General features: G+C 66.7%; 21 protein-coding genes. 9 read left to right on the top strand and 12 right to left on the bottom strand.

The annotated features are described in order from the left end of the window. Positions 1-356: 356 nt before the first annotated feature. The 3 genes from AC6LJ5_RS12395 to AC6LJ5_RS12385 are packed head-to-tail and all read left to right on the top strand — an operon-like array spanning position 357 to position 6,327. A complete protein-coding gene (locus tag AC6LJ5_RS12395; protein WP_103272250.1) occupies positions 357-1,556 on the top strand; it encodes an efflux RND transporter periplasmic adaptor subunit in 1,200 nt (399 codons plus the stop codon). A gap of 2 nt (positions 1,557-1,558) precedes the next feature. Continuing rightward, positions 1,559-4,633, top strand: a complete 3,075-nt coding sequence (locus AC6LJ5_RS12390) for an efflux RND transporter permease subunit (protein ID WP_498140611.1) — start codon at positions 1,559-1,561, stop codon at positions 4,631-4,633. A gap of 2 nt (positions 4,634-4,635) precedes the next feature. Further along, positions 4,636-6,327 carry an efflux transporter outer membrane subunit gene (locus tag AC6LJ5_RS12385; protein ID WP_498140613.1) on the top strand — a complete coding sequence of 564 codons (1,692 nt, stop codon included), beginning with the start codon at positions 4,636-4,638 and terminating at the stop codon, positions 6,325-6,327. An 80-nt stretch (positions 6,328-6,407) separates the two neighbouring features. Here the strand turns inward: AC6LJ5_RS12385 and AC6LJ5_RS12380 are convergent, their stop codons facing one another. The 9 genes from AC6LJ5_RS12380 to gtdA form a co-directional block, all read right to left on the bottom strand. Next, the gene (locus AC6LJ5_RS12380) at positions 6,408-6,779 is read right to left on the bottom strand and encodes a hypothetical protein (RefSeq protein ID WP_498140610.1); all 372 of its coding nucleotides are present in this window, start codon (positions 6,777-6,779) and stop codon (positions 6,408-6,410) included. Between the two features lie 90 nt (positions 6,780-6,869). Continuing rightward, positions 6,870-8,111 (bottom strand): ABC transporter substrate-binding protein, encoded by a 1,242-nt coding sequence (locus AC6LJ5_RS12375; protein ID WP_233772694.1) that lies wholly within the window; start codon positions 8,109-8,111, stop codon positions 6,870-6,872. Positions 8,112-8,136: 25 nt separating this feature from the next. Beyond that, positions 8,137-9,360 (bottom strand): 3-hydroxybenzoate 6-monooxygenase, encoded by a 1,224-nt coding sequence (locus AC6LJ5_RS12370; RefSeq protein ID WP_498140609.1) that lies wholly within the window; start codon positions 9,358-9,360, stop codon positions 8,137-8,139. A gap of 69 nt (positions 9,361-9,429) precedes the next feature. Next, on the bottom strand, positions 9,430-10,782 hold the full coding sequence (locus tag AC6LJ5_RS12365; RefSeq protein ID WP_498140608.1) for an FAD-dependent oxidoreductase: 1,353 nt from the start codon (positions 10,780-10,782) through the stop codon (positions 9,430-9,432). A gap of 22 nt (positions 10,783-10,804) precedes the next feature. Then, complete coding sequence (locus tag AC6LJ5_RS12360) at positions 10,805-11,788, bottom strand: Bug family tripartite tricarboxylate transporter substrate binding protein (RefSeq protein ID WP_498140607.1); 984 nt, start codon at positions 11,786-11,788, stop codon at positions 10,805-10,807. Further along, positions 11,781-12,158 carry a chorismate mutase gene (locus AC6LJ5_RS12355; RefSeq protein WP_103272257.1) on the bottom strand — a complete coding sequence of 126 codons (378 nt, stop codon included), beginning with the start codon at positions 12,156-12,158 and terminating at the stop codon, positions 11,781-11,783. Before AC6LJ5_RS12355 ends, AC6LJ5_RS12360 begins: the two co-directional genes overlap by 8 nt. A gap of 15 nt (positions 12,159-12,173) precedes the next feature. Continuing rightward, entirely contained in the window at positions 12,174-12,812 is a 639-nt protein-coding gene (maiA, locus tag AC6LJ5_RS12350) for a maleylacetoacetate isomerase (RefSeq protein WP_103272258.1), read from the bottom strand. 22 nt (positions 12,813-12,834) lie between these two features. Further along, positions 12,835-13,533, bottom strand: a complete 699-nt coding sequence (locus AC6LJ5_RS12345) for a fumarylacetoacetate hydrolase family protein (protein WP_498140606.1) — start codon at positions 13,531-13,533, stop codon at positions 12,835-12,837. Between the two features lie 59 nt (positions 13,534-13,592). Then, on the bottom strand, positions 13,593-14,645 hold the full coding sequence (gtdA, locus tag AC6LJ5_RS12340; RefSeq protein WP_498140605.1) for a gentisate 1,2-dioxygenase: 1,053 nt from the start codon (positions 14,643-14,645) through the stop codon (positions 13,593-13,595). Between the two features lie 172 nt (positions 14,646-14,817). Between gtdA and AC6LJ5_RS12335 the strand changes: the two genes are divergently transcribed. Continuing rightward, positions 14,818-15,753, top strand: a complete 936-nt coding sequence (locus AC6LJ5_RS12335; RefSeq protein WP_498140604.1) for a LysR substrate-binding domain-containing protein — start codon at positions 14,818-14,820, stop codon at positions 15,751-15,753. Position 15,754: 1 nt separating this feature from the next. Continuing rightward, positions 15,755-16,309 carry a hypothetical protein gene (locus tag AC6LJ5_RS12330; protein WP_498140603.1) on the top strand — a complete coding sequence of 185 codons (555 nt, stop codon included), beginning with the start codon at positions 15,755-15,757 and terminating at the stop codon, positions 16,307-16,309. Between the two features lie 27 nt (positions 16,310-16,336). On the opposite strand, the gene glpK is transcribed toward AC6LJ5_RS12330, so the two are convergent. Together glpK and AC6LJ5_RS12320 are read right to left on the bottom strand one after the other, a co-directional pair. Further along, positions 16,337-17,863 (bottom strand): glycerol kinase GlpK, encoded by a 1,527-nt coding sequence (gene glpK / locus AC6LJ5_RS12325; RefSeq protein WP_498140602.1) that lies wholly within the window; start codon positions 17,861-17,863, stop codon positions 16,337-16,339. Continuing rightward, entirely contained in the window at positions 17,850-19,304 is a 1,455-nt protein-coding gene (locus AC6LJ5_RS12320; RefSeq protein WP_498140601.1) for a DHA2 family efflux MFS transporter permease subunit, read from the bottom strand. The genes glpK and AC6LJ5_RS12320 overlap by 14 nt, the downstream gene beginning before the upstream one ends. 97 nt (positions 19,305-19,401) lie before the next feature. On the opposite strand from AC6LJ5_RS12320, the gene AC6LJ5_RS12315 reads away from it, so the two are divergent. From AC6LJ5_RS12315 to AC6LJ5_RS12300, 4 genes are all read left to right on the top strand, one after another. Continuing rightward, the gene (locus AC6LJ5_RS12315; RefSeq protein WP_103272265.1) at positions 19,402-19,590 is read left to right on the top strand and encodes a DUF3460 family protein; all 189 of its coding nucleotides are present in this window, start codon (positions 19,402-19,404) and stop codon (positions 19,588-19,590) included. 16 nt (positions 19,591-19,606) lie between these two features. After that, positions 19,607-20,497 (top strand): segregation and condensation protein A, encoded by an 891-nt coding sequence (locus AC6LJ5_RS12310; protein ID WP_498140600.1) that lies wholly within the window; start codon positions 19,607-19,609, stop codon positions 20,495-20,497. Positions 20,498-20,535: 38 nt separating this feature from the next. Further along, positions 20,536-21,390, top strand: coding sequence for a pantoate--beta-alanine ligase (gene panC, locus AC6LJ5_RS12305; protein ID WP_103272267.1), 855 nt, complete (start codon positions 20,536-20,538; stop codon positions 21,388-21,390). A gap of 112 nt (positions 21,391-21,502) precedes the next feature. Then, the gene (locus AC6LJ5_RS12300) at positions 21,503-21,874 is read left to right on the top strand and encodes a response regulator transcription factor (protein ID WP_103272268.1); all 372 of its coding nucleotides are present in this window, start codon (positions 21,503-21,505) and stop codon (positions 21,872-21,874) included. A gap of 110 nt (positions 21,875-21,984) precedes the next feature. On the opposite strand, the gene AC6LJ5_RS12295 is transcribed toward AC6LJ5_RS12300, so the two are convergent. Further along, entirely contained in the window at positions 21,985-22,776 is a 792-nt protein-coding gene (locus tag AC6LJ5_RS12295; RefSeq protein WP_498140612.1) for a copper resistance protein NlpE N-terminal domain-containing protein, read from the bottom strand. Positions 22,777-22,974 lie beyond the last annotated feature (198 nt).

Genomic DNA, 22,974 nt, shown 5'->3' with positions numbered 1-22,974 from the left:
CCCGTTTGTATTTGAAGTATGGGATCAGCCTGGTACGGGCGACTCGCAGGCCGTCTGCGACGGGTACTGCTGCCTCTCAAGGTCTTCGCAGATCATGCGCGCGGCGCTGCCACGCTGTTTCAAGCAAACGACGTCAACGGCGGTCATGGGCCGTAGTCTGCATGGTTGAAAAGTGCCAGGATTCCATGTCCTGTGGCGCAGTTTCTACGGTCATGAATTTAGGTTTCCTAAATCAAGCGACTACTTTATATCGCTTTTTGGTATGTATTCGGCTAACTAGAATCCACGAGGAATTCATGAATATTTAGATTAACTAACTTGAAAACGAGGATCATGCCTTTCCATCAAGAGCGTGAATGCCTGCCCGTCTGCCGGGATGTGGACGCCATCACAGATACCGCCCGCGCGGTGAAATCATGAGGCCAGTTCGTCGAGTGCCGGCGAAGCTGGTATTGATTGGCACGATGATCGCCACCGCAGTGGGCGGTCTGTTTCTGTTCGATACGCTGCGCAAGCGGGCGGCCATCGAAGCGGCGCAAGCGAACACCGAAATCGCGGCGGTTGCTGTGGTGGTGCGCCGGATAGATGCCAAGGCATCGCAACAAACCATTGATGCTGTCGGCACGGTGGTCGCAGATCAACAGGTGCTTGTCGCATCCGAGACCGCTGGGCGCGTGACCCGGATTCATTTTGAAAGTGGCGAAATCGTCAAGGCTGGCGCCCCGCTGCTCCAGGTCAACAATGCCGCGAAAATCAAAGAGCTGGAGAGATATCGGGCGACAGCCCAGCTCGCTCAGTTCAGCCTCGAACGCGCGAAAAGATTGAATGGCCAGTCGATGTCGCGCGCCGAATATGAGCAGCATGTCGCTGCATATGACGAGAGCAATGCCCTTGTTGCGCAGACAGAAGCCGAGCTCGCCTTGCGTCTGGTGCGCGCGCCCTTTGCTGGCGAACTCGGAATCCGGCGAGTGAATCTGGGGCAATACGTCGAAGCCGGCACGCCGATTGCCACGCTTACCAACCTCGACACTCTCCATGTTGACTTTGCCGTTCCAGAGCGCTATCGCTCCATGCTCTTCCCAGGGCTTCAGATTTCCCTGGTTGGCGAGGTGACGGGGCAACCTACCGTCCAGGGAAGAATCACGTCGATCGATTCGCAGGTGGATGCGACGCATCGCACAGCTTCTGTCAGGGCGACCCTGAGCGCTGAAGGGCGACGGCATCTATGGCCGGGCGCTTTTGCACGCGTCCGCGTGCAACTACCTGAAGGCGAGGCCATGTTGCACGTACCCTCGATTGCCATCAGCCACTCCTTGTCGGGGCAGTCGCTATTCGTCATTCGCAAAGACCAGGCCCGCGACGTTGCTCGCCTGATGCCCATTCAGGTTGGCGAAAATCATGGAGGCGATGTGGCCGTTAAGGCTGGTGAGCTTCGTGCGGGCGACCTCGTCGTCGTGGCAGGCCAAATAAACTTGCGAGACAACACGCCCGTCACTCTGCGGATACAAGGTCAAGATGGCGAAGCGCTTGATCTCCCCGCTGCTGAGGGAGAGTGAAAATGGCCATTACCGACGTTTTTATTCGGCGTCCTGTCTTCACATGTGCGTTCGCATTGCTTATCGCGCTTGTCGGGTTGCGCGCGGTATTGAACCTGCCCATGCGCCAATATCCGAAAATAGAAAGTGCCGTTGTCAATGTCACAACCGAGTATCCCGGCGCTTCCGCGGAGCTGATACAGGGCTTCGTCACAACCACGCTGGCTCAGGCGATCGCGACCACGCAAGGTGTGGAATACATGTCGTCGTCATCAGAGCAAGGGCGCAGCACGATCACCGCCCATCTGCGCCTGAACGAAAACTCGGACACCGCCCTGACAGAAGTGCTTGCAAAGGTGAACGAGGTTCGCTATCTGCTGCCAAAGGATGCTTACGATCCGGTTGTCGTTCGGCAGGCGCCTGGGGCGATCGGCGTTATATATGCGGGATTCGATGGTCCCGAGGACGGAAACCTGACTCGCATCACCGACTATCTCACACGCGTTGCGCGCCCGATGCTGACGACCATTGATGGCGTGGCCGCAGTCAACATCCTGGGCGCGCAATCCCTATCCATGAGAATCTGGCTGGATCCGCTGCGCATGGCCGCACATGGCATCAGTGCGTCGGATATCCAGGCCGCCATCGAGGACAACAACTATCAGGCGGCGCCGGGGCAAATCAAGGGGGAATTCACGGTCAGCAATGTTCACGCCGACACGAACTTGAACGGTGTGGAGGGGTTTCGCCGCCTTGTGGTCAAGAGCGGAAAGAGTCCGATACGCCTGGAAGACGTGGCAACTGTGGAAATAGGCGCGCAGCACCGGAATCAGGTCGCCAGCATGAACGGCGAACCCGCTGTCTATCTTGAGGTAATGGCAACGCCCAGCGGGAATCCGCTGGCGATTTCACGTGACGTCAAAGCGGTATTGAACAAGTTGGACTTGCCCGCGGGATCCAGCATGGCCATTCCATATGACGTGACGGTATTCATCGACGCGGCGATCGACAATGTGCTTCTGAAACTTGTCCTTGCCAGCGTGGAAGTGGTTTTGGTCATTTTCCTGTTCCTGGGCTCTTTCCGCGCGGTGGCTGTGCCCATGCTCAGCATTCCGCTGTCTCTGTTGGGCGCAAGCGCAATCATGCTGGCGCTTGGCTTCAGCTTGAATCTCCTGACCTTGCTGGCGATGGTTCTTGCCATCGGGTTGGTTGTCGACGATGCAATCGTCGTTGTGGAAAACGTCCATCGACGAATGGAGGAAGGCGAGAAACCCCTGGAGGCCGCGCTGCACGGCGCGCGTGAGATTGCCGCTCCTGTCCTGACCATGGCGGCCACGCTGGTGGCCGTCTATGCGCCGCTTGGCCTGGTGGGTGGATTGACTGGCGCGCTGTTCAGTGAATTCGCATTCACCTTGGCTGCGGCCGTCGTCGTATCCGCGATCGTCGCCCTTACCGTCTCTCCCATGGCGGCGTCCCGGTTGCTTCAAGAGGGGGCGACAAGTCGCTTTGGCAAAGCCGTTGAAAGTGCCACGGGAAAAATCGTGGATCGATATGATCGTCTGCTGGGGAAAATGCTGCGCGACACGCGACCAGTCCTGATGGTTGGCGCGGGCGTATTGGTCGGTCTTCCCATTCTCTTCGGAGGGCTTCAGTCGGAGCTTGCACCGACGGAAGATCAAGGCGAAGTCATTGTGGACATGAAAGCGCCAGAGGCCGCGAATCTGGAATTTCTGGAGGGGGAAGCCAAACGTGTGGCGGCAACTCTGATTGATGTTCCGGAATCCGGCATCGTCTACGTGGTATCGGGTGTGGGCAGCGCGCTGAATCGTGGCTGGGGCGGCGTGATGTTGAGCCACTGGAGGGAGCGTCACCGCTCGGCGAAGGAAATCATGACCGCTTTGCAAGAAAATCTGCCGGCCGTTGAAGGCATCGCCGCCACCGCTTTCCTGCCGGCTCCCTTGCCTGGTTCCGTGGGGGGCTTCCCGGTTCAATTTGTCCTGTCCTCTCCCGACAAGCATGAAAGCGTCCATGCCTCGATGGAGAAAATAAAAGCTGCGGCAAGAGCTAGCGGATACTTCGCATTCGTGGACTCGGACCTGACTTTTTCCAAGCCGACAGTGTTGGTTCGCATAGACCGTGCGCGCGCGCATGATCTGGGCTTGAGCATGAAGGAAATAGGAGACACGCTGTCCCGCTTGACGGGCGAGGCATACGTCAATCGCTTTGGGGCTCAAGGCCGCGCCTATGACGTTATTCCCCAGGCACCGCGGCATCTGCGTCTCAACGCGGACGCGCTGGCGCTATACCATGTACGCACCGCGGCGGGTGACATGGTTCCGTTGTCGTCCGTGGTCAGCCTGGAGCAAGGCGTCGAGGCAAACGCGCTGACGCAGTTCAATCAGCTCAACAGTGCAACGCTGGTGGCCGTGCCGAATCCGGGCGTCACCCTTGGGCAAGCTGTCGGCTTCCTGCAAGCCGAAGCCGACATGCTGAAGCGTGACGGTGTGCAATCAGACTTTCTGGGCGAGTCGCGTCAATATCTGCAGGAGCAAGGGCGGTTTGCGATTACCTTTGCATTTGCCTTGGCGTTTATTTTTCTTGTGCTGGCTGCCCAATTCGAAAGCATCAGGGATCCGCTCCTGATTTTGACGACAGTGCCCCTGGCAGCCTTTGGCGCGCTATCCGCCATGTTCTTTGGTTTCGGCACGTTGAACATCTATACCCAGATCGGCCTGGTCACGCTCGTGGGCTTGATAGCAAAGCACGGCATCCTCATCGTGGAATTCGCCAATGCGCAACAACGCAGTACTGGCGCCGCTCGTGGTGATGCGGTGCGGGCTGCCGCCCGCACGAGAATACGCCCCATTCTGATGACCACCGCAGCCATGGTTGGCGGGTTGCTGCCCCTGATGTTTGCCAGTGGCGCGGGAGCAGGCAGCCAGCGGGCAATCGCCACCGTGCTGGTGACAGGGTTGCTGATCGGGACGATGTTCACGCTCTTCGTGCTTCCCGCCATCTATGCGCGATTTGGTCGCCAACTTGCGTCGCCGTCTGTGACGAACGATCGCCGCTTCAGCGATATGGAGGTGATGTCGTGAACATGCGCGCCATGAATATCGCGCTGCCGGATCTTGCTAGGCAGAAAGCTCCATTGAATGTAAAGGACTCGGCAATGACCGGACGAATGTATCGACAGATCGCGACGCTGTCGGCCATCTGTGGCATGGCCTTTCTATCCGCTTGTTCCGTGGCTCCCGAGTATGCCGTTCCGCAGATGACGCTCCCTGCGCAATACAAGTACGCGCTGTCGGAGCGGGAAATCGTCGGAGCCTGGCAGGACGCGCAGCCTGCCGACGCTTCCGTGCGTGGAGAATGGTGGAACTTGTTCGACGACCATGCGTTGAATTTGCTTCAAGACGCGGCGCGCCAGGCCAATCCATCTCTTCAGTCTGCGTGGGCACGGCTCAATAAGGCCCGGGCGCTGCAGCAGGAAGCGAAAAGCGCGCGTTCTCCCCGGATCGGAACAGGATTCGGGCTTTCACGAGAGCGGCCATCTCCCGTGGCCGAAGATGTGGCGCACGACGCCGCAACTCCGTTTAGAACCAAATGGCGCGTGGAAGCCGGCATTTCATATGAAGCCGACTTGTTCGGGCGACTGGCGAGCGCGACAGACGCTGCGCGGGCGGATATGCAACGCGATGAGGCGCTCTACGCATCGGTCCTTTTGACGCTGCAGGCAGATATCGCGCAGCACTATTTCCTGCTCCAGGAATTGGACGCAGAGAGGGCGATATTCGCCAAGGTCGTGACGCTGCGTGATGAGTCATGCCGATTGGTGCTCGATCGCCGCGAGGCCGGGCTGGCAAGCGAGTTTGATGTTTCGAGAGCGCGGACCGAGTTGGAAAGTGTGCGTAGCGAGGCGCTTGCTGTCGACCACCGGCGCGCGATTGCGGAGAATGCCCTGGCGATATTGACGGGGAAACTGCCTGCCGATTTTTCGGCGCCATTCAAGGAGATGGAGAATATCGTCGTTTCCATTCCTCCCGGCCTGCCTTCAAGTCTGTTGGAGCGGCGGCCGGACATCGCGGCAGCGGAACGCACAATGGCGGCCGCCAATGCGCGAATCGGAATGGCGAAAGCGGCCTTCTTTCCCAAGCTGGATCTCACTGCCTCGGGCGGATTCGAGTCTGCGGAACTTGGGCGGATTTTTGATTGGTCGAGCCGAACCTTCCTGCTTGGACCGTTGGTGGGAGGAGCGTTGTCGTTGCCGCTTTTCGATGGCGGCGCCAGACGCGCTCAGTTGGACTATAGTCTCGCGCAGTATGAGGAAGACGTGGCCATCTATCGGCAGACGGTGCTGACTGCCTTTCGCGAAGTGGAGGATGGCCTTGCAGGCGTTCGGTTCCTGAAAACACGGGCTGTGGCGCAGGAGGCTGCAAGGGCTGCTGCCCAACGGACAACTGAACTCGCGCGGCTCCAGTATCGCGAGGGACATATCAGCCAGTTGGATGTTATCGACGCCGAGCGTTCTTTCCTGAGCCACCAGCTTGCCGCGTCGCGTCTGCGCGGAGAACAGGCGCGCACTGTCGTTCAGCTCGTCCGCGCATTGGGAGGAGGATGGATGGTTGAATCCCATGCCGACGAGACGAAGCAGGACGACGTCAAGCAGCGCCTGTTGACCATGGGTTCGGAAGCGAGCCCGATGACGCCGGAAGCCTTCGCCGGGTTCGTCAAGAATGAAAAGGCCAAGTGCCAGGAGATCGTCAAGATCTCGGGCGCCACCCTGAACTGATACGGCAAGAAGCATCCACGGCCCGGCGTCTCAAGCGCCGGGCCGTTTTCATTTCGCCGTCTTGATGTTGGTACGCCGGTTCAGTCGTCCTCGTCGGCGAGAGGGGCGGCCAGCAGGCCGTTGATCAGCCGAGCCAGTTGCTGGTGGTCCACGTCCAGGTTGGTGCAGCCGTATTGGTCGGGGTCGCGGTTGACCCAGGCGCCCGCCGCGCGCCAGCCGGCGTCTTCCGGTTCCAGCCGCAGCGCATAGATCCAAGTGCCGGTCCAGCTGCGGTGAAAGCACAGCTGGCCGTCTTCCAGGTAGATGAACCACTTGTCTTCCATCTCCTGCGGGATCAGGCCCTGGCGCAGGCGCGCGTACTGGTCGGCGTCGTAGACGGCGTCGAAGGGCAGGTCGGCGCGCTTGGCGGGCGCCGGCAGGCGCTTCCAGGAGTCGGCTCGGGCGATGGGCATGGCGGCGTCGTGTCCTATGCGATGCGGAAGGTTCCGAATACTACGGCCCCGCCAAGCATTTGTCTGCCGCCATGCCTGTCCTGCCTCGATCTACATCTTGCACTCGGCCGCGTGCACGTCGGTGTGGTCGCGCGCCAGCACCTTGACGTTCTTGTAGACCAGCTTGCCGTCCGCGCCTTCCTCGATGTGCAGCAGGTACCAGTCCTGCACCGGGTGCTGGTTGGGGCCGAACCTGAACTTGCCGCGCACGCTGGGGAAGTCGGCGCGGCGCAGCGCGTCGCGGAATGCGTCGGGCTTGCCGGCGATGTCGCCGCCGACCGCCTTCAGGCCGGATCCGATCAGGTTGGCCGTGTCGTAGGCCTGGGCCGCGTAGGCGGTGGGCGCGCGCTTGTAGGCCTTGGTGAAGGCGTCGACGAAGTGCTTGTTCTGCGGATTGTCCAGGTCGGCGCTCCACAGCGAACTCAGGTAGAAGCCCTTGCCGGCGCTGCCGGTGGCGGCCAGCATGCGGTCGTCCATCGAGTAGATCGGCGTGATCATCTTGATCTTGCCGGCCAGCCCGGAATTGGCGAACTGCTTGGTCAGGTTGATGCCCGCGCCGCCGGGATGGAACTGGAACAGCGCGTCCGGATCCAGCGAGCGGATGCGCGCCAGTTCCACCGAGAAATCTGATTGATCGAGCTTGGTGTAGATCTCTTCGACGATCTCGCCCTTGTAGGCGCGCTTGAAACCGGCCACGGCGTCGCGCCCGGCCTGGTAGTTGGGCGCCATGACGACCACGCGCCTGGCGCCCAGGTCGTTGGCGGCCATGCCGGCGGTGTCGGCGTAGGAGTCGTTCTGGAACGCCACCGAGAAATAGTTGGGATTGCAGGCGCGGCCGGCGTAGTTCGACGGCGCGGCATTCAGGCTGACGTAGAAGCCGCCGGCATTGAGCACGGCGGGCGCGACTGCGGCCAGCACGTTCGAGAAGTTCACGCCGGTGAACAGGCGCACGCCGCTCTGCACCATCCTGTCGGCGCTCTGCTTGGCGTTGGCCGGCTTGAGCGCGTCATCCTCGACGCGCACGTTGACTGGCACCCCGCCGAGCTTGCCGCCGCCTTCCTGGACGGCCAGCATGAAGGCGTCGCGCTCGTCCTCGCCGATATAGCCGGCGGGCGTGGACAGCGTGCCGATGAAACCGATGTCCACGGGTTTTTGCTGCGCGCCGGCGGCGTGCGCGTACAGCGCCAGCAGCGTGACGGCCGACGCGGCGACGCGTCGGATGGCGCGTCGGGACGCGCCGGCGGCGGGTGTTGCGGCAATGCGGACGGCGCCGCGGGTCGATGCGTGCTTCATGTCGTCTCCTCCTGTGCCTGTTTTTCTATGGCTGGATGGGTCCCGCGAGGCATTGCTCCACTTTCCAGCCGTAGAGCCATTGCAACGCGTCCTGGAACTGGGACTGGCTGCGGCCGGTCCACAGCGAATTGCGCACGGTGCGTTCGACGCCGCGCGCGTGATACAGCCGGCCCATCTCGCGCGTGGACCAGACCACGCGGGCGCTGCGCGGGATGCGGACCGACTCGTAGCGCCGGAAGGCGGCTTCCAGGTCGTGGCCGCAGGCGCGCACGGCCTCGCCCAGCGTCACGGCGTCTTCCAGCGCCATGCAGGCGCCTTGCGCCATGTACTGGGTCATGGGATGCGCGGCGTCGCCCAGCAGCGTGACGCGTCCCTGGCCCCAGTGCTCGACCGGCTCGCGGTCGGCGGTGGCCCAGCGCTTCCACGAAGTGGGCCGGTCCAGCATCTGGTGCGGGCGCGGGTGTATGTCCTGGAAGTACGACAGCACTTCTTCCTTGCTGCCGTCGCGCACGCCCCATTCCTCCTGCTCGCGGCTGTGGAAGGTGACGACCAGGTTGTATTGCTGGCCGCCGCGCAGCGGATAGTGGACCAGGTGGCAGTGCGGGCCGGCCCAGAGCACGGGCGCGTTGATGCGCAGTTCCTCGGGCATGTTGTCGCGCTCGACCACGGCCCGGTAGACCACATGGCCGGTGACGCGCACCGGATCGCCCACCATCCGCTGGCGGATCACGGACTTGACGCCGTCGGCGCCGATCACGGCATCGGCCTGGTAGCGGCGGCCCTGCGTGTCCACCACTTCGGCGCGCCCGCCTTGCTGCGACACGTCGGCGATCTGGGTGGAGGTGTGGAAGCGGATCAGCGGGTCCTGTCGCACGGCTTCCAGGATGGACAGGTGGATGTCGGCGCGGTGGATGACGGCGTAGGGGCCGCCGAAACGGGCGCGGAAGTCCTCGCCCGTATCGATGCGCACCACCTCGCGGGCATCGACCGCGTCCATCATGATGATGTGGTCGGTGAAGACGGCGCGCTCGCGCGCGGCGCGGCCGACGCCCAGTGCGTCCAGCGCCGCGAAGGCGTTGGGGCCGAGCTGAATGCCCGCGCCGATCTCGCCGATCCGCGACGCCTGTTCCAGCAGTTGCACCTCCACGCCCTGGCGCGTGAGCGCCAGCGCCGCGGCCAGGCCGCCGATGCCGCCGCCCACCACGATGACCGATTGTCGCGCGGCGCTGTCCGCCCTTGCCGTGTTCATGCCTGTTCCCCTGCCGCCGTTGTGTCCATCGTCATGATTCATGCCACCGCCGAGGGCGGCGTTGCCCGTTCAGTCCTGGCCGCCCGGGAACGCGCCTTGCTCGCGCAGGCGCGCCTGCAAGACCGCCACGGGCAGTTCAGCCGGCAGCGTGCCGGCCTTCAACGCCAGCGCCGCCGCGGCGCCGGCGGCCTCGCCCATCGCGAAGCAGCTGCCGCTGACGCGCGCGGCCGACTGGCCCTCGTGCGTCATGGACGCGCAGCGGCCGGCCACCAGTACGTTGCGCGCCACGCCGGCGCCGCGTCGCGGCAGCATCATGCGGTAGGGCAGCTGGTTGTAGCCGCGCGATTCGGGAATGGGCGGCCACAGCCATTTCACGTCGCCGGCCATGTGCATCTCCAGCGGCCAGCCGTTCACGCCGATGCTGTCGTCGAAGTCGGCGCAGCCCAGCACGTCGTCCTGCGTCAGCATGTACTCGCCGACGATGCGCCGGGTTTCGCGGATGCCGAGTTGCGGCGCGATGTCCAGCACATAGGCCTGCTCGAAGCCCGGCACCTTGGCGCGCAGGAAGGCCAGGTACTGCACGATCTGGCGGCGGCCTTCCAGCTCGCCGGCCGACAGCGATTCGGCGTCGGTGCCGTCGGCCGCGCCGCCATCGGCATCGGCCAGCTGGGTCACGTTGACCCGCCATTCGTAGTCGTGCTTCTGCGGACGCACGATGGCGCCCCGGCGCGGGAAGGTGAATTCGCCGCTGGCGGCGGCCGCGTCCATCAGCGCCGGTATGGTCTTCCAGGCTTCCTGCGCCCGCGCGCCGTCGACGTTGCCGACCTTGAACATCAGCGTGGGATAGAGCATGCCGCCGTGGGCGTCGCCCTTTTCAAAGGGCAGGCCGGCCCAGGCCGCCAGGTCGGCGTCGCCGGAGCAGTCGATGAAGACGCGGCCGCGCACCGCGCGGCGGCCCGACTTGGTTTCCAGGAATAGCGTGTCCACGTCGCCATCGGCGCCGTGCGCCATGCCGGTGGCCAGCGCATGGAACAGGACGCCGGCGCCGCTGTCCCGCAGCAGGCCGTCGGCCGCGCACTTGAAGGCCGAGATGTCGTAGGCCTGGGCGTGGATCTTGCCCAGGATCAGGTGAGGCTCGTTCAGCCCGTCCAGCGCGCGCATGCGGTCCAGCAGCTCATCTGTCATGCCGTGCACCACCTGCCGGATCGTGCCGCGCACGTTGGCGTGCAGGCCGCAGAAGTTCGACACGCCGGCCGCCGTGCCCATGCCGCCCAGGAAGCCATAGCGCTCGACCAGCAGCACGCTGGCGCCGTTGCGCGCGGCGCTGGCGGCGGCCAGCAGGCCGGCCGGGCCGCCGCCCAGCACGACGACATCGTATTCGCCGTGCAGCGGGGTCTGGCGGGCGGGTTCGGTGATGTGCATCCGTGTCTCCTTGCCGGCGCGCCTATTGGCCCTTGATGCCGAGTTTCTTGATGATGGGACTCCAGCGTTGCAGCTCGTCGTCCATGTAGGCGCGGAACTGCGCGGGCGTGTCGCCCACCGGCTCCATGAACTGGGCCTGCAGGCGCTTGGCGACTTCCGGATCGCGGATCGCCTGGATCAGCGCGTCGGACAGTTTCTTCTGGATGTCGGCCGGCGCCTTGGACGAGATGACGAAGCCGATCCAGGCCGAGCCCTCGATGCCCTGCACGCCAGCCTCGGCCAGCGTGGGAATCTCTGGCAGCAGCGCCGAGCGCTTGGAAGAGGTCACCGCCAGCGCTTTCAGCCTGCCGTCCTTGACCATGGGCATGACCGCGATGGGCGGCAGCGCGCCGAATTGCGTGTCGCCCGACATCAGCGAGGTCAGCGCGGCCGGCGACGAGGGATAGGGCACATGCGTGGCGCGCGCGCCGATCTGCTGCAGCAGCAGTTCCACCGCCAGGTGGGACACGGTGCCCGTGCCGGTCGAGGGGAAGTTGTACTTGTCCGGGTTCTTCTTCAGCGCGTCCAGCAGCTGGCCGACGTTGGCGATGCCGGAACCGGCCGGCACCACCAGCACGTTGGGCTGGTGCACCGCCAGCGTCAGCGGCGCCAGGTCGGTGGCGGGCGCATAGGGCAGCTTGTCGAACAGCAGCGTGTTGTTCACCAGCGGGCCGGTGATGGACACGCCGAAGGTGTAGCCGTCGGGCTTGGCATTGGCGATGGCATAGGTGCCGATGTTGCCGCTGGCGCCGGGCTTGTTCTCGACCACGATGCTCTGGCCGAGCAGCGCGCCCGCTTTCTCGGTGACGATGCGCGCCACCTGGTCCGGGCTGGAGCCGGGGCCGAACGGCACCAGCGCCTTGAGCGGCTGGCTGGGCCAGGCCTGGGCCTGGGCGGCGGCCAGCGGCGCCAGCGCGGCGAGGGCCAGCGCGACGGCGCTTGCGGCCAGGGTCAAGGGCTTATGCATGGTTGTCTCCCGCGTCCTTCATGGCATCGAAGTAGGTCTGTTCATTGGCGATGAAGGCCGCCACCATGGCGCGGTAGGCGGCGTCGACCACCTGCTCCAGATTGGCGAAGCCCTGGTTGTGGCGCTCGGCCAGGCGGCGCGCCTTTTCAAAGACCTCGGCCTGGCGCGCCGGGGCGCTGACCTGGTAGGCGTCGCGCTTGAAGCGGGCGGCGTCCTTCACGTACATGGCGCGCTCGGCTATCAGCTTGACGATCTGGTCGTCCAGCCGGTCGATGTTGGCGCGCACGTCGGCCAGCGTGGCGCACAGGGGCCGGTAGTCCGGGTCCAGGTACTCGCGCAGCGGACGGCCTTGGGTATCGGGTTCTTGCATGGTTTCCTGCTGTGGCTATTGGATGTAGTCGGGCTGCTGGGCGGGCGCGGCCCGCTGGAAGGCGGGCTGGGCGACGCAGTGCTCATGGACGCGCATGACATGGGCGTATGGCGTCAGATCGCAGCCCATGCGCTGCGCGTTGGCCACCTGGGGCACCAGGCAGCAGTCGGCCAGCGTGGGCGCGTCGCCGAAGCAATAGGCGCCTTGGCCGTGGCGCTGCAGCAGCGTCTCGACGGCGGACATGCCTTCGGCGATCCAGTGGCGATACCAGTCGTTCTTCTGCGCGTCACTGGCGCCCAGCACGTCCTGCAGGTAGCGCAGGATGCGCATGTTGTTGACGGGATGGATGTCGCAGGCGATGGCCAGCGACAGTTCCAGCACGCGCGCCCGCGCCAGCGCATCCGTGGGCAGCAGGCGCGGCTCGGGATGGGTGGCGTCCAGGTAGTCGATGATGGCCAGCGACTGCGACAGCTGCGTGTCGCCGTCGATCAGCAGCGGCACGCCGGCGGACGGGTTCAGCGCCACATATCCGGCGGCGCGCTGTTCCTGTTTGCGCAGGTTCACCGGCAGGTATTCGTAGGACAGTCCCTTGAGCGCCAGCGCGATGCGCACGCGGTACGAGGTGGAGCTGTTGAAGAAGTTGTGCAGTTGCATGGGCGGCTCTTCGCGGAAGGTCTCAGGCTATGCGCACGCTGAGCGTGCCCAGGCCGTCTACGCCGCCGGTCATGAGGTCGCCGCGCACCACCGGGCCCACGCCTTCGGGGGTGCCGGTATAGATCAGGTCGCCGGCTTCCAGACGGAAGTACTTCGACAGGTAGGCCACGGTCTCGGCCACCGACCAGATGAGCTTGCCGATGTCGCTGCGCTGCTTGTCGCGGCCGTTGACCTGCAGCCAGATGCCGGCGCGGGCGATGTCGGGCAGCGCGGCGGCGGGGCGCAGCGGGCCGATCGGCGCGCTCTGGTCGAAGGCCTTGCCCAGCTCCCAGGGGCGGCCGGCCTCGCGCATCTTCATCTGCAGGTCGCGGCGCGTCATGTCCAGGCCCACGGCATAGCCCCAGACATGGTCCAGCGCGTTTTCCACGGCGATGTTCGCGCCGCCCTTGCCAATGGCGGCGACCAGCTCGATTTCATAGTGCAGGTTGGCGGTCTCGGGCGGGTAGGGCAGCGACAGCGTCTCGCCTTCGGCCACCGGCACCACGGCATCGGCCGGCTTGCAGAAGAAGAAGGGCGGTTCGCGGTCCGGGTCGAAGCCCATCTCGCGGGCATGGGCGGCGTAGTTGCGGCCCACGCAATAGACGCGGCGCACGGGATAGCGGTCGGCGCTGCCGGCCACGGGCACCGCGACGGGCGCGGCGGGGGCAAAGACGAAAGACATGGATCACCCTTCTGATGCGGGACTGTCGGAAAACGGAAAGGCGCGCGGGCGCCGCGCGTTCAGTCGGCGCGCGCTTCGCGCCAGACGCCCAGCGCGGCCTGCACCGGGCGGTCGGAATAGCTGAATAGCGTGGCGTCTTCCAGCGCCGCCAGCTGCAGCGGCTGCCAGGACGGCGCCACGAATACGTCGCGCGGGCCGAAATGGAATTCCTGCTCGCCGATGCGGGCCGTGCCGCGGCCCTCCACCACGCAGTAGACGGTGGAGTCGGTGCAGCGGCTGGTCTTGCCCTGGAAGCCGGCGGGCAGGAGCTGCATGAAGGTGGCCATGGTGGGCATGGGATAGCCGCCCGTGGCAGGGTTCAGGTAGCGCAGCTTGACGCCGTCCCAGGGGTCCAGCTCGCCGTGGCGGTAGAGCTGGTCCAGCGCCTCGCGGCTGCGCTCATACGGGTAGTTGAAGATCGGCGAGGTGCCGCCCGTCGCCTGGTGGCGCACCGGCGCCATGTTGTGGCCGTAGCGCGCCATGCTGTCGCCCTCGGGGCGGGTGACGGGCTGGGTGGCCGAGGGGTAGTTCTCGGCAAAGCCCGCGTCCAGGAAGCGCAGCAGCGGGATGTCCAGGCCGTCCAGCCAGACCACCGGCTCGCCGCCGTCGGCGCTGTCGGCGTTGCCGTGGTCATGCCAGGTCCAGGACGGGGTGATGATGAAGTCGCCGGGGCGCATGGTGGTGCGCTCGCCATTGACCGCCGTGTAGGCGCCGCATCCCTCGACGATGAAGCGCAGCGCGGATTGGGTGTGGCGGTGGCTGGGCGCGATCTCGCCGGGCAGGATCAGCTGCAGGCCGGCGTACAGGCTTTGCGTGATGCTGGCCTGGCCGGGCAGGCCGGGGTTCTCCAGGATCAGCACGCGGCGCACGGCTTCCTCGGCGCTGATCAGCGCGCCGGAGGCCATGACGTCGGCGCGCACGTCCTCGTACTTCCAGATGGCGGGCACGCAGCGCGGCGCGGGCTCGCGCGGCACCAGGTTGTGCAGCGACTCCCATAGCGGGGCCATGTGCTTCTTGGCGATGCGCGCGTAATAGGCGGCGCGATCCGCGCCGGCGGTGTGGCTGTCCTGCATGCTTGTCTCCTGGGCGAGCCGGTTCAAGCCGGCTTCTGCTCGGGACCGTCGCGGCGGGGCGCGGTCCGGATGGTGGAGATGATTATGCGCAGGCAGCTATGTGTTTTGAAATGAAATTATCTTATTATCCATACGAAGAAATATATACCTCAGAGACAAGCAAGGGGCTTGCATGGACTGGACCCACCGGTTGCGCCTGCGCAACCTGAAGATGCTGCTCAGCCTGGACCAGACCCGCAACATCAGCCATTCGGCGGCCATGCTCAATACCACGCAGCCCGGCCTGTCGAAGTGGCTGAAGGATCTGGAAGACGATATCGGCCTGCCGCTGTTCGAGCGGCACGCGCGCGGGCTGCGGCCCACGCCGCATGGCGACGTGCTGATCGCCCACGCGCGCCGCGTCGAGGCTCAGCTCGACCGCGCCGGCGAGGACATGGCCGCGCTGCGCGAGGGCGGCGGCGGGCGGGTGGTGATCGGCGCCTCGGGCGCGTCGGCGTCCGACACGGTGCCGCTGGCGGTGATGAAGCTGCTCGAGCGCATGCCGCAGGCGCGCGTGAAACTGGTCGAAGGCACCACCGACCGGCTGCTGGAGCAACTGGCGCAAGGCGGGCTGGACATCGTGGTGGGGCGCTCGGCGCCCGAGCATCACGATCCCGCCATCCGCTACGAGGCGCTCTATCTGGAACCCATCCACCTGGTGGCGCGGCCGCGCCATCCGCTGTTCGCCGTCGCGCAGCCGGACTGGCCGCAGCTGCTGTCGTACCGCTGGATCCTGTGGCCCAGGGGCACGCCCATCCGCAATGCGCTGGACGCCGCGCTGGCCGCCGCCGGCCAGGTCGCGCCAGCCGACCACGTGGAATCCAATTCGGTGACCATCAATCTCACGCTGCTCAACAACAGCGACATGATCGGCGTGGCCTCGCACCGCGCCGCGCTGCGCTTCTCGGAGCTGCGGGCCATGCGCATCCTGCCGGTGCGCCTGTCGGGCTTCGGCTCGGTGGCGATGTACTGGCGTGAGGACGCCTTCCGGCCGGCGGCGGTGCAGGAGGCGATGGCGGCCCTGCGCGCCACGGTGGCCGAACACGCGCCGGGCGCGGCGAGGTCCTGACATGCCCGCGTCCCGCCGTGGCCTGAATGCGCTGATCGCGCAGTGCCGCCGGCTGGAGGCGGAGCTGGACGGCGCCGGGTCCAGGGAGTCGACGGCGATGCATCGCTTCGTCGCCGAGATGGACGCGCATCGCGCGCCGCCGGGCATGTGGTCGCCGCTGGCGCTGGCGGTGGGGCCGATGGCGGGCGGGGGGGGCGTGGGGCTGGGCCTGCTGAGCCTGCTGCTGCCGCTGGCGGGCGCGGCGGCGGCGGCCTTCGCGCTGGTGCTGGCCTGCGCCGCGACCGCGCTGGTCCTGGCCATCGGCGTGGTGGCCTTCATGGGCGGACACGCCTACGGGCTGGTGCTGCTCAGGCGGCTGGCGCTGGGTCTGGCGGCCGCCGGCGCGCTGGGCCTGATCGCCTGGACCCAGGGCGACATGCGCGCGGTGGGGCCGGCGCTGGCGCTGTCCTGCGGACTGGGCGCCTGGCTGGTGCTGGACAGCAGTGCCTTCTATGTCTACGCCGGCTACCGGATGGCGCGGCGGGCGATGGACCGGCGCGAGGGCCGCCGGCGCTGACCGCGCCGGCGGTACCGGGCGCGGCCGTTACCTGGCGGTGTTGGACCAGCCCTTGGACAGCTCCACCGCCTGGCGCCAGCGCTGCATGCGGGCTGCGCGCACGGATTCCGGCCAGGCTGGCTGGAAGGTCCGCTCGGCTTGCCACTTGGAGGCGAACTCGTCCTGGCCGGACCAGAAGCCCACGGCAAGGCCGGCCAGGACGGCCGCGCCCAGCGCGGTCGATTCCGATACGCGCGGGCGCACCACGGGCACGCCCAGCAGGTCGGCCTGCATCTGCATGAGCAGGTCGTTGCGCGCCGCGCCGCCGTCCACGCGCAGCTCGGTCAGGGCGATGCCGCTGTCGCCGTTCATGCAGGTCAGCAGCTCGGCGCTTTGCAGCGCGATGGATTCCAGCGTGGCGCGGGCGATGTGGGCGCGCGTGGTGCCGCGCGTCAGCCCGACCAGGGTGCCGCGCGCGTAGGGGTCCCAGTGCGGCGCGCCCAGGCCGGCGAAGGCCGGCACCATGAACACGTCGTCGGTGTCGGCGACGCTGGCGGCCAGCGCCTCGATCTCTTCCGAGCGCTGGATGATGCCCAGCCCGTCGCGCAGCCACTGCACCGCCGCGCCGGCCACGAACACGCCGCCTTCCAGCATGTACGCAGGTTTCCAGGCGCCGGGCGAGCCGGCATCGGGCAGGCCCCAGCCCACGGTGGACAGCAGGTTGTTGGCCGAGCGCACCGGCTTGTCGCCAACGTTCATCAGCATGAAGCAGCCGGTGCCGTAGGTGTTCTTGGCCATGCCGGGCGTGAAGCAGGCCTGGCCGAAGGTGGCGGCCTGCTGGTCGCCAGCCACGCCGGCGATGGGGATGGGGCCGCCCAGCCATTCGGGCAGGGCGTTGCCGATCACCGCGCTGCTCGGCGCGATGCCGGGCAGCACGCTGCGCGGGATGTTCAGCAGCGCCAGGATGTCATCGTTCCAGTCCTGCGTGTGCAGGTCGAACAGCATGGTGCGCGAGGCGTTGCTGGGGTCGGTGCTGTGCACCGCGCCGCCGGTCAGCTGCCACACCAGCCAGGTGTCGACGGTGCCGAAGGCCAGTTCGCCGCGCTCGGCCATCTGGCGTGCACCGGGCACGTGGTCGAGCAGCCAGGACAGCTTGGTGCCGGAGAAGTACGCGTCCAGCACCAGGCCGGTGCGGGACTGCAGGAAATCGGCGTGCCCGTCGGCGCGCAGCCGGTCGCACAGCGGCGCGGTGCGGCGGTCCTGCCAGACGATGGCGCGCGCCAGCGGGCGGCCGGTGGCGCGTTCCCAGATCAGCGTGGTTTCGCGCTGGTTGGTGATGCCGATGGCGGCTACGTCGGCCGCGGTGGCCGCGGCGTTGCGCAGCGCTTCGCGCGCCACGTCGAGCTGGCTGTGCCAGAGCTCGCCGGCATCGTGCTCGACCCAGCCCGGCCGGGGATAGTGCTGGTGGAATTCACGCTGGCCGACGCCGCGCACCACGCCGTCGCGGTCGAACACGATGGCCCGGGAACTGGTCGTGCCCTGGTCCAGGGCGAGGACAAACTCATTCGTCGTCACTTTGCTTTGCGCCGTTCAGGTGTGCCCCGGCCAGAGGCTCGAGGCGTCTAAAGGAGAAAACCGAGGCCGCGCACATCAGGCCGATGACGATGAAACCCGCGACCACGTCGCGTATGGCCAGCGTCTCGGCGCCGCGCAAGGTCATGCTGACGTTCAGCGTGACGGCGGCCACCCCCACGCCCAGGCTGATGCCCAACTGCTGCGCCATGGCAGCGAAGCTGCTGGCGCGGCTCATCTTGGCCGGCGGGATATCGGCATAGGTTAGCGTATTTACGCCGGTGAACTGCAGCGAGCGGAAGAAGCCGCCGACCAGCAGCACGGCGATCATCAGCCAGACCGGCGTGGTGGGCGTGAAGGCGGCGCTGGCGGCGACGAAGGCGCCGGCCAGCACCGCGTTGACGGTCAGCACGCGGCGAAAGCCGAAGTGCCTGACGATGGGCGTGGCCACGAACTTCATCAGCAGCGCGCCGGCGGCGCTGGCGAAGGTGATCAGTCCGGCCGAGAACGGCGTCAGGCCGAAACCCACCTGCAGCAGCATGGCCAGCAGGAAGGGAGTGGCGCCCACGGTGAAGCGGCACAGGTTGCCGCCCAGCGTGGAGATGGCGAAGGTGGGGATCTTCATCAGCGACAGGTCGATGATGGGATGCTCTACGCGCCTGGCGTGCCAGGCGTAGAGCAGGCCGCTGGCGGCGCCGGCGGCGAGCAGGCCCAGCAACGCGGGCAACGGCATGATGTCGCGGCCGATGGCCTCGAAGCCGCTGACCAGCATGGCCAGACAGGCCGCGCTCAGCAGGAAGCCCAGCCAGTCCAGGCCGGGCGCGCTTTCCTCGCGGATCTCGGCCACGTAGCGCAGCACCAGCGCGATGCCCAGCACGCCGATCGGGATGTTGATGAGGAAGATCCAGTGCCAGGACATGTAGGTGACCATGAAACCGCCCAGCGGCGGTCCGATCACCGGCCCCAGCAGCGCCGGGATGGACAGGAAGGACATGGCCTTCAGCAGATCCTGCTTGGGCACCGTGCGCAGCAGGATGATGCGGCCCACCGGGACCATCATGGCCCCGGCCATGCCTTGCACGATGCGCGCCAGGACCAGCTGCGGCAGGTCCTGGGCCAGGGCGCAGGCGACGGAACTCAGGGTGAACAGGCCGATGGCGGCCACGAACACGCGCCGCGCGCCGTACCGGTCGGCCGCCCAGCCGCTGACCGGCACGAACACGGCCACCGACAGCAGGTAGGAGGTGATGGCCACGTTCAGTCGCACCGGGGTCGAATCCAGGGCCCGGGCCATGGCCGGCAGGGCGGTGGCCACCACGGTGGCGTCCAGCATCTGCATGAAGAGCGCGCAGCCCACGATGAAGGGAATCATCCGCGCCGCGCGCTGCGCGTCCGGGGTCGAGGGCGGAGCGGGATGGGCGGCTGCGGCGGTGTCTGCGGGCATGGCGGGAGGGGGCGTTGGGTGCCGGAAGATTGTAACGCCGGGGGTGGCCCGGGGTGCAGTAAACTCCCGGGATCAGAAACCCGCTGAAATTGGTGTCATGGCAACCAACTACGAATCCGAGATCACTCTCTTCCTGAAGGACTACAAGAAGTCCCATCCCGGCACCGAGGAGCGCCAGCGCGAAGGCCGCGCCCGCCTCTGGGACAAGCCGCAGGACCAGGAACTGCAGGAAGGCTTCCGCGCGGCCCGCGTGCCGCAAAAGCCGTACGTGTATCAGGCCGACTGATACCGTCGCGGCAGCCATGTCCAAGAACGGCTCCGTCCCAGGCGACGCCCTGGCCGCGCTCGTGGAACCGCCCGTCGACAGCACCCCTGACACGGTCGACAGCGTGGCCTTCGCTCGCCTTTACGGCGAGCCGCTGTTCCAGATGCCGACGGACCTGTATATCCCGCCGGATGCGCTGGAGATCTTCCTCGAGGCGTTCGAGGGGCCGCTGGACCTGCTGCTGTACCTGATCCGCAAGCAGAACTTCAACGTTCTGGACATTCCCATGGCGGATGTCACGCGGCAATACCTGTCGTATGTGGACCAGATCCGCATCCACAACCTGGAGCTGGCCGCCGAGTACCTGCTCATGGCGGCGATGCTCATCGAGATCAAGTCGCGCATGCTGCTGCCGGTCAGGAAGACCGACACCGGCGAAGAGCCCGAGGACCCGCGCGCCGAACTGGTCCGCCGCCTGCTCGAGTACGAGCAGATGAAGCTGGCGGCGCAGAAGCTCGACGCCATGCCCCAGCTGGGCCGCGATTTCGTCAGCAGCCACGCCGTGGCCGACCTGAGCGTGGAGCGCATGCTGCCCGAGGTCGATGTGGACGACCTGCGCGCGGCCTGGGCCGACATCATGAAGCGCGCCCGGCTCAACCAGCACCACCACATCACGCGCGAACAGCTGTCCGTGCGCGACCACATGACCCATATCCTGAGGCGCCTGAACGACGTGCGCTTCATGGAGTTCGGCGACCTCTTCATGGAGCGCATCCGCGAAGGCGCGCCCGTGGCCGTGGTCGTCGTGCATTTCATCGCCATGCTCGAGCTGGCCCGCGAATCGCTGCTGGAGATCACGCAGGCCGAGCCCTACGCGCCGATCTACGTGCGCCTGGCCTACACGAGCGTGGCCGCCGTCGCGGCCTGATCCGCCGGCGGGGCTGCGCCCAACCCCGGAGAATTCCCTTGAAAGTCGTCCACACCATCCAGGAACTGCGCGACCAGCTGCGCGGCCAGAACCGCGTCTCCTTCGTGCCCACCATGGGCAACCTGCACGAAGGCCACCTGTCCTTGATGAAGATGGCCCGCCAGCACGGCGACCCGGTGGTGGCCAGCATCTTCGTCAACCGGCTGCAGTTCGGGCCCAACGAGGACTTCGACCGCTATCCCCGCACGCTGGCGGCCGACATCGAGAAGATGGAGCGCGAGCGCGACGTCTACGTGCTGTTCGCGCCCGACGAGCGCGAGATGTATCCCGAGCCGCAGAACTACCGCGTGCAGCCGCCCGACGACCTGGGCGACATTCTGGAAGGCGAGTTCCGGCCCGGCTTCTTCACGGGCGTGAGCACCGTGGTGCTGAAGCTGTTTTCCTGCGTGCAGCCGCGCGTGGCCGTGTTCGGCAAGAAGGACTATCAGCAGCTCATGGTGGTGCGCAACATGTGCCGCCAGTTCCAGCTGCCGGTGGAAGTGCTGGCGCACGAGACCGTGCGCGCCGACGACGGCCTGGCGCTGTCCTCGCGCAACCGCTACCTGAGCGACGCCGAGCGCGCCGAGGCGCCGGCGCTGTACGCCGAGCTGCGCGCTATCGAGCAGCGGCTGGTCGCCGGCGCGACCGACTCGGCCGCGCTGGAGGCCGAGGCCGCCGCCAGCCTGGCGCGCCGTGGCTGGCTGGTGGATTACATCTCGGTGCGCCGCCAGCGCGACCTGAAGCGTCCCGAGGCCGCCGACCTGGCCGCCGGCGAACCGCTGGTGGCGCTGGCCGCCGCCAAGCTGGGCGCGACCCGGCTGATCGACAACCTGGAACTGGCCTACCGGGTGTAGCCGCCGGGGGGGGGGCGGGCGCGGCCCGCCGCTGTCAGAATTGCCAGCTTACGGCCTGGCCAACGCCGCGGCAGACTGCGGGTATTCACAGGAATGCCAGCCGTCTTTGCCCATGCAGCTACGCTCCGATCTCGATTCCCTGCTCGCTTCGCTGACCCCTCGCGAACGCGAAATCGTCCTCTATGTGGCCACCGGCCGCGCCAACAAGGTCATCGCCATCGACCTTGGCATTTCGCTGCGCACGGCCGAGGCCCATCGCGCCCACATCTTCGAAAAACTTGGCGTCCGCAACGCCATGCAGCTGGCGTGCCGGCTGTGCGAGCACTGGCGCGCGGGAGCGTCGCCGTTGCTGCGGCATCCCGACGCGGCCGCGGTTTGCGCTGGCGCTTCCGGTTCGTCCGCCTCCGCCGCTGCGTCCGATTCCTCCGGTTCTTGTTCGCGCCCTGTCCGTCCGGCCGCCCCGCGCGGCCGGGGCCGGTCCTAGCGCGGGCGCCAGGTCCGGAAACGCGCAGGCCCGCCAGAAGGCGGGCCTGTCGTGTCGCAGCCGGGCAGCCGGGATAGCTGCCCGCCGCGTTCAGCCGTTGCCGGCGGCGCTCAAGGGCACTGCGGTGCGGCGGCCTTGGCCAGTTCGTCGATCGGGTCCAGGTCGGGCTGGCGGGTCAGGTTGTAGTTCAGGTTGGGCGTCTGGCCGGCGATGGATCGCACGCGCAGCACATTGTTGGCGGCGGCGGCGAACTCGGCGCGCACGTTGCCCTTGCCGTCCAGCAGGATCACGCGCGAGGGGCGTTCGTCGGTGGCGTTCCAGCAGCCTTGTTCGACCACCGGCGCGCCCTGCTTGGCGTCGCTTTCCAGGTAGGCGACGCGACCGCGCCAGCGGCCGTTGGGCGCCAGCGTCAGCGTCACGCGCTGCGCCGTGCACTGCATGGCGGGCGAGAAGCAGGGCAGCGTACCCATGTAGGTCTGCGGCTGCGGCACGAGGCTGTGCGCGGCGGCGCTGGGCGTGGATGCCGGCAGGGCCGGGGCGGGCGCCGCGCCCGAGGCAGCGACGCCCGAGGCGGCGCCGCTGTCGGCGCCTTCGGGCACGGGCTGGCCGTCCTCGGTGGTATGGCCCGCTTGCGCGGCCTGGGCCTGCTGGCTCGCGGTCTTGCGGGGGGCGTCGGGCTTGAGCGCGATCTGCACTTGCGACGGTGCGCGCAGGACGGTGCGGTAGCCGGCGCCGGAGCCTTGGGACTGGGCGTCCGTGACGGTGCTTTCAGCCGGAGGGTCGTAATAGCCTTCGGTGCGCTGTTGCGCGCAGCCGGCGATGCCGAGTGCCGAGCCTGCCAGCAGCAGCGCCATGATGTTGAATTTGCGGGGGCGGGTGGAGGTATCGTCGCGCGCGGTCATCATGGCAGCTTATCCGTGAATTGAGTCTGTCTCCGATTTTACGCACTTATGCGAAGATTCGATACGAATCCAATCGCTGCTCCGTCGAGCGGCCAGTCTTTATGCCCAAATTACGACACGTCCCCAGGCATGAACGCCTGGCATGCCTGCCCGGCCCCTCGCGTATCAGCGGGGCTCGGCCATGCGCCTGGCCGGACG

Source organism: Achromobacter sp. 1011791174 (assembly GCF_059760925.1).
This window is presented reverse-complemented; position numbering and strand designations above follow the sequence as displayed.

What these genes read in the sequence shown, in the direction of transcription:
- maiA (WP_103272258.1), bottom strand. Translation starts at nt 12,812, where the DNA reads ATGCAACTGCACAACTTCTTCAACAGCTCCACCTCGTACCGCGTGCGC.
- AC6LJ5_RS12370 (WP_498140609.1), bottom strand. Translation starts at nt 9,360, where the DNA reads ATGAACACGGCAAGGGCGGACAGCGCCGCGCGACAATCGGTCATCGTG.
- AC6LJ5_RS12355 (WP_103272257.1), bottom strand. Translation starts at nt 12,158, where the DNA reads ATGCAAGAACCCGATACCCAAGGCCGTCCGCTGCGCGAGTACCTGGAC.
- AC6LJ5_RS12295 (WP_498140612.1), bottom strand. Translation starts at nt 22,776, where the DNA reads ATGACCGCGCGCGACGATACCTCCACCCGCCCCCGCAAATTCAACATC.
- AC6LJ5_RS12315 (WP_103272265.1), top strand. Translation starts at nt 19,402, where the DNA reads ATGGCAACCAACTACGAATCCGAGATCACTCTCTTCCTGAAGGACTAC.
- AC6LJ5_RS12335 (WP_498140604.1), top strand. Translation starts at nt 14,818, where the DNA reads ATGGACTGGACCCACCGGTTGCGCCTGCGCAACCTGAAGATGCTGCTC.
- gtdA (WP_498140605.1), bottom strand. Translation starts at nt 14,645, where the DNA reads ATGCAGGACAGCCACACCGCCGGCGCGGATCGCGCCGCCTATTACGCG.
- AC6LJ5_RS12360 (WP_498140607.1), bottom strand. Translation starts at nt 11,788, where the DNA reads ATGCATAAGCCCTTGACCCTGGCCGCAAGCGCCGTCGCGCTGGCCCTC.
- AC6LJ5_RS12380 (WP_498140610.1), bottom strand. Translation starts at nt 6,779, where the DNA reads ATGCCCATCGCCCGAGCCGACTCCTGGAAGCGCCTGCCGGCGCCCGCC.
- AC6LJ5_RS12310 (WP_498140600.1), top strand. Translation starts at nt 19,607, where the DNA reads ATGTCCAAGAACGGCTCCGTCCCAGGCGACGCCCTGGCCGCGCTCGTG.
- AC6LJ5_RS12320 (WP_498140601.1), bottom strand. Translation starts at nt 19,304, where the DNA reads ATGCCCGCAGACACCGCCGCAGCCGCCCATCCCGCTCCGCCCTCGACC.
- AC6LJ5_RS12390 (WP_498140611.1), top strand. Translation starts at nt 1,559, where the DNA reads ATGGCCATTACCGACGTTTTTATTCGGCGTCCTGTCTTCACATGTGCG.
- AC6LJ5_RS12365 (WP_498140608.1), bottom strand. Translation starts at nt 10,782, where the DNA reads ATGCACATCACCGAACCCGCCCGCCAGACCCCGCTGCACGGCGAATAC.
- AC6LJ5_RS12375 (WP_233772694.1), bottom strand. Translation starts at nt 8,111, where the DNA reads ATGAAGCACGCATCGACCCGCGGCGCCGTCCGCATTGCCGCAACACCC.
- AC6LJ5_RS12330 (WP_498140603.1), top strand. Translation starts at nt 15,755, where the DNA reads ATGCCCGCGTCCCGCCGTGGCCTGAATGCGCTGATCGCGCAGTGCCGC.
- AC6LJ5_RS12345 (WP_498140606.1), bottom strand. Translation starts at nt 13,533, where the DNA reads ATGTCTTTCGTCTTTGCCCCCGCCGCGCCCGTCGCGGTGCCCGTGGCC.
- AC6LJ5_RS12395 (WP_103272250.1), top strand. Translation starts at nt 357, where the DNA reads ATGCCTGCCCGTCTGCCGGGATGTGGACGCCATCACAGATACCGCCCG.
- AC6LJ5_RS12385 (WP_498140613.1), top strand. Translation starts at nt 4,636, where the DNA reads ATGCGCGCCATGAATATCGCGCTGCCGGATCTTGCTAGGCAGAAAGCT.
- AC6LJ5_RS12300 (WP_103272268.1), top strand. Translation starts at nt 21,503, where the DNA reads ATGCAGCTACGCTCCGATCTCGATTCCCTGCTCGCTTCGCTGACCCCT.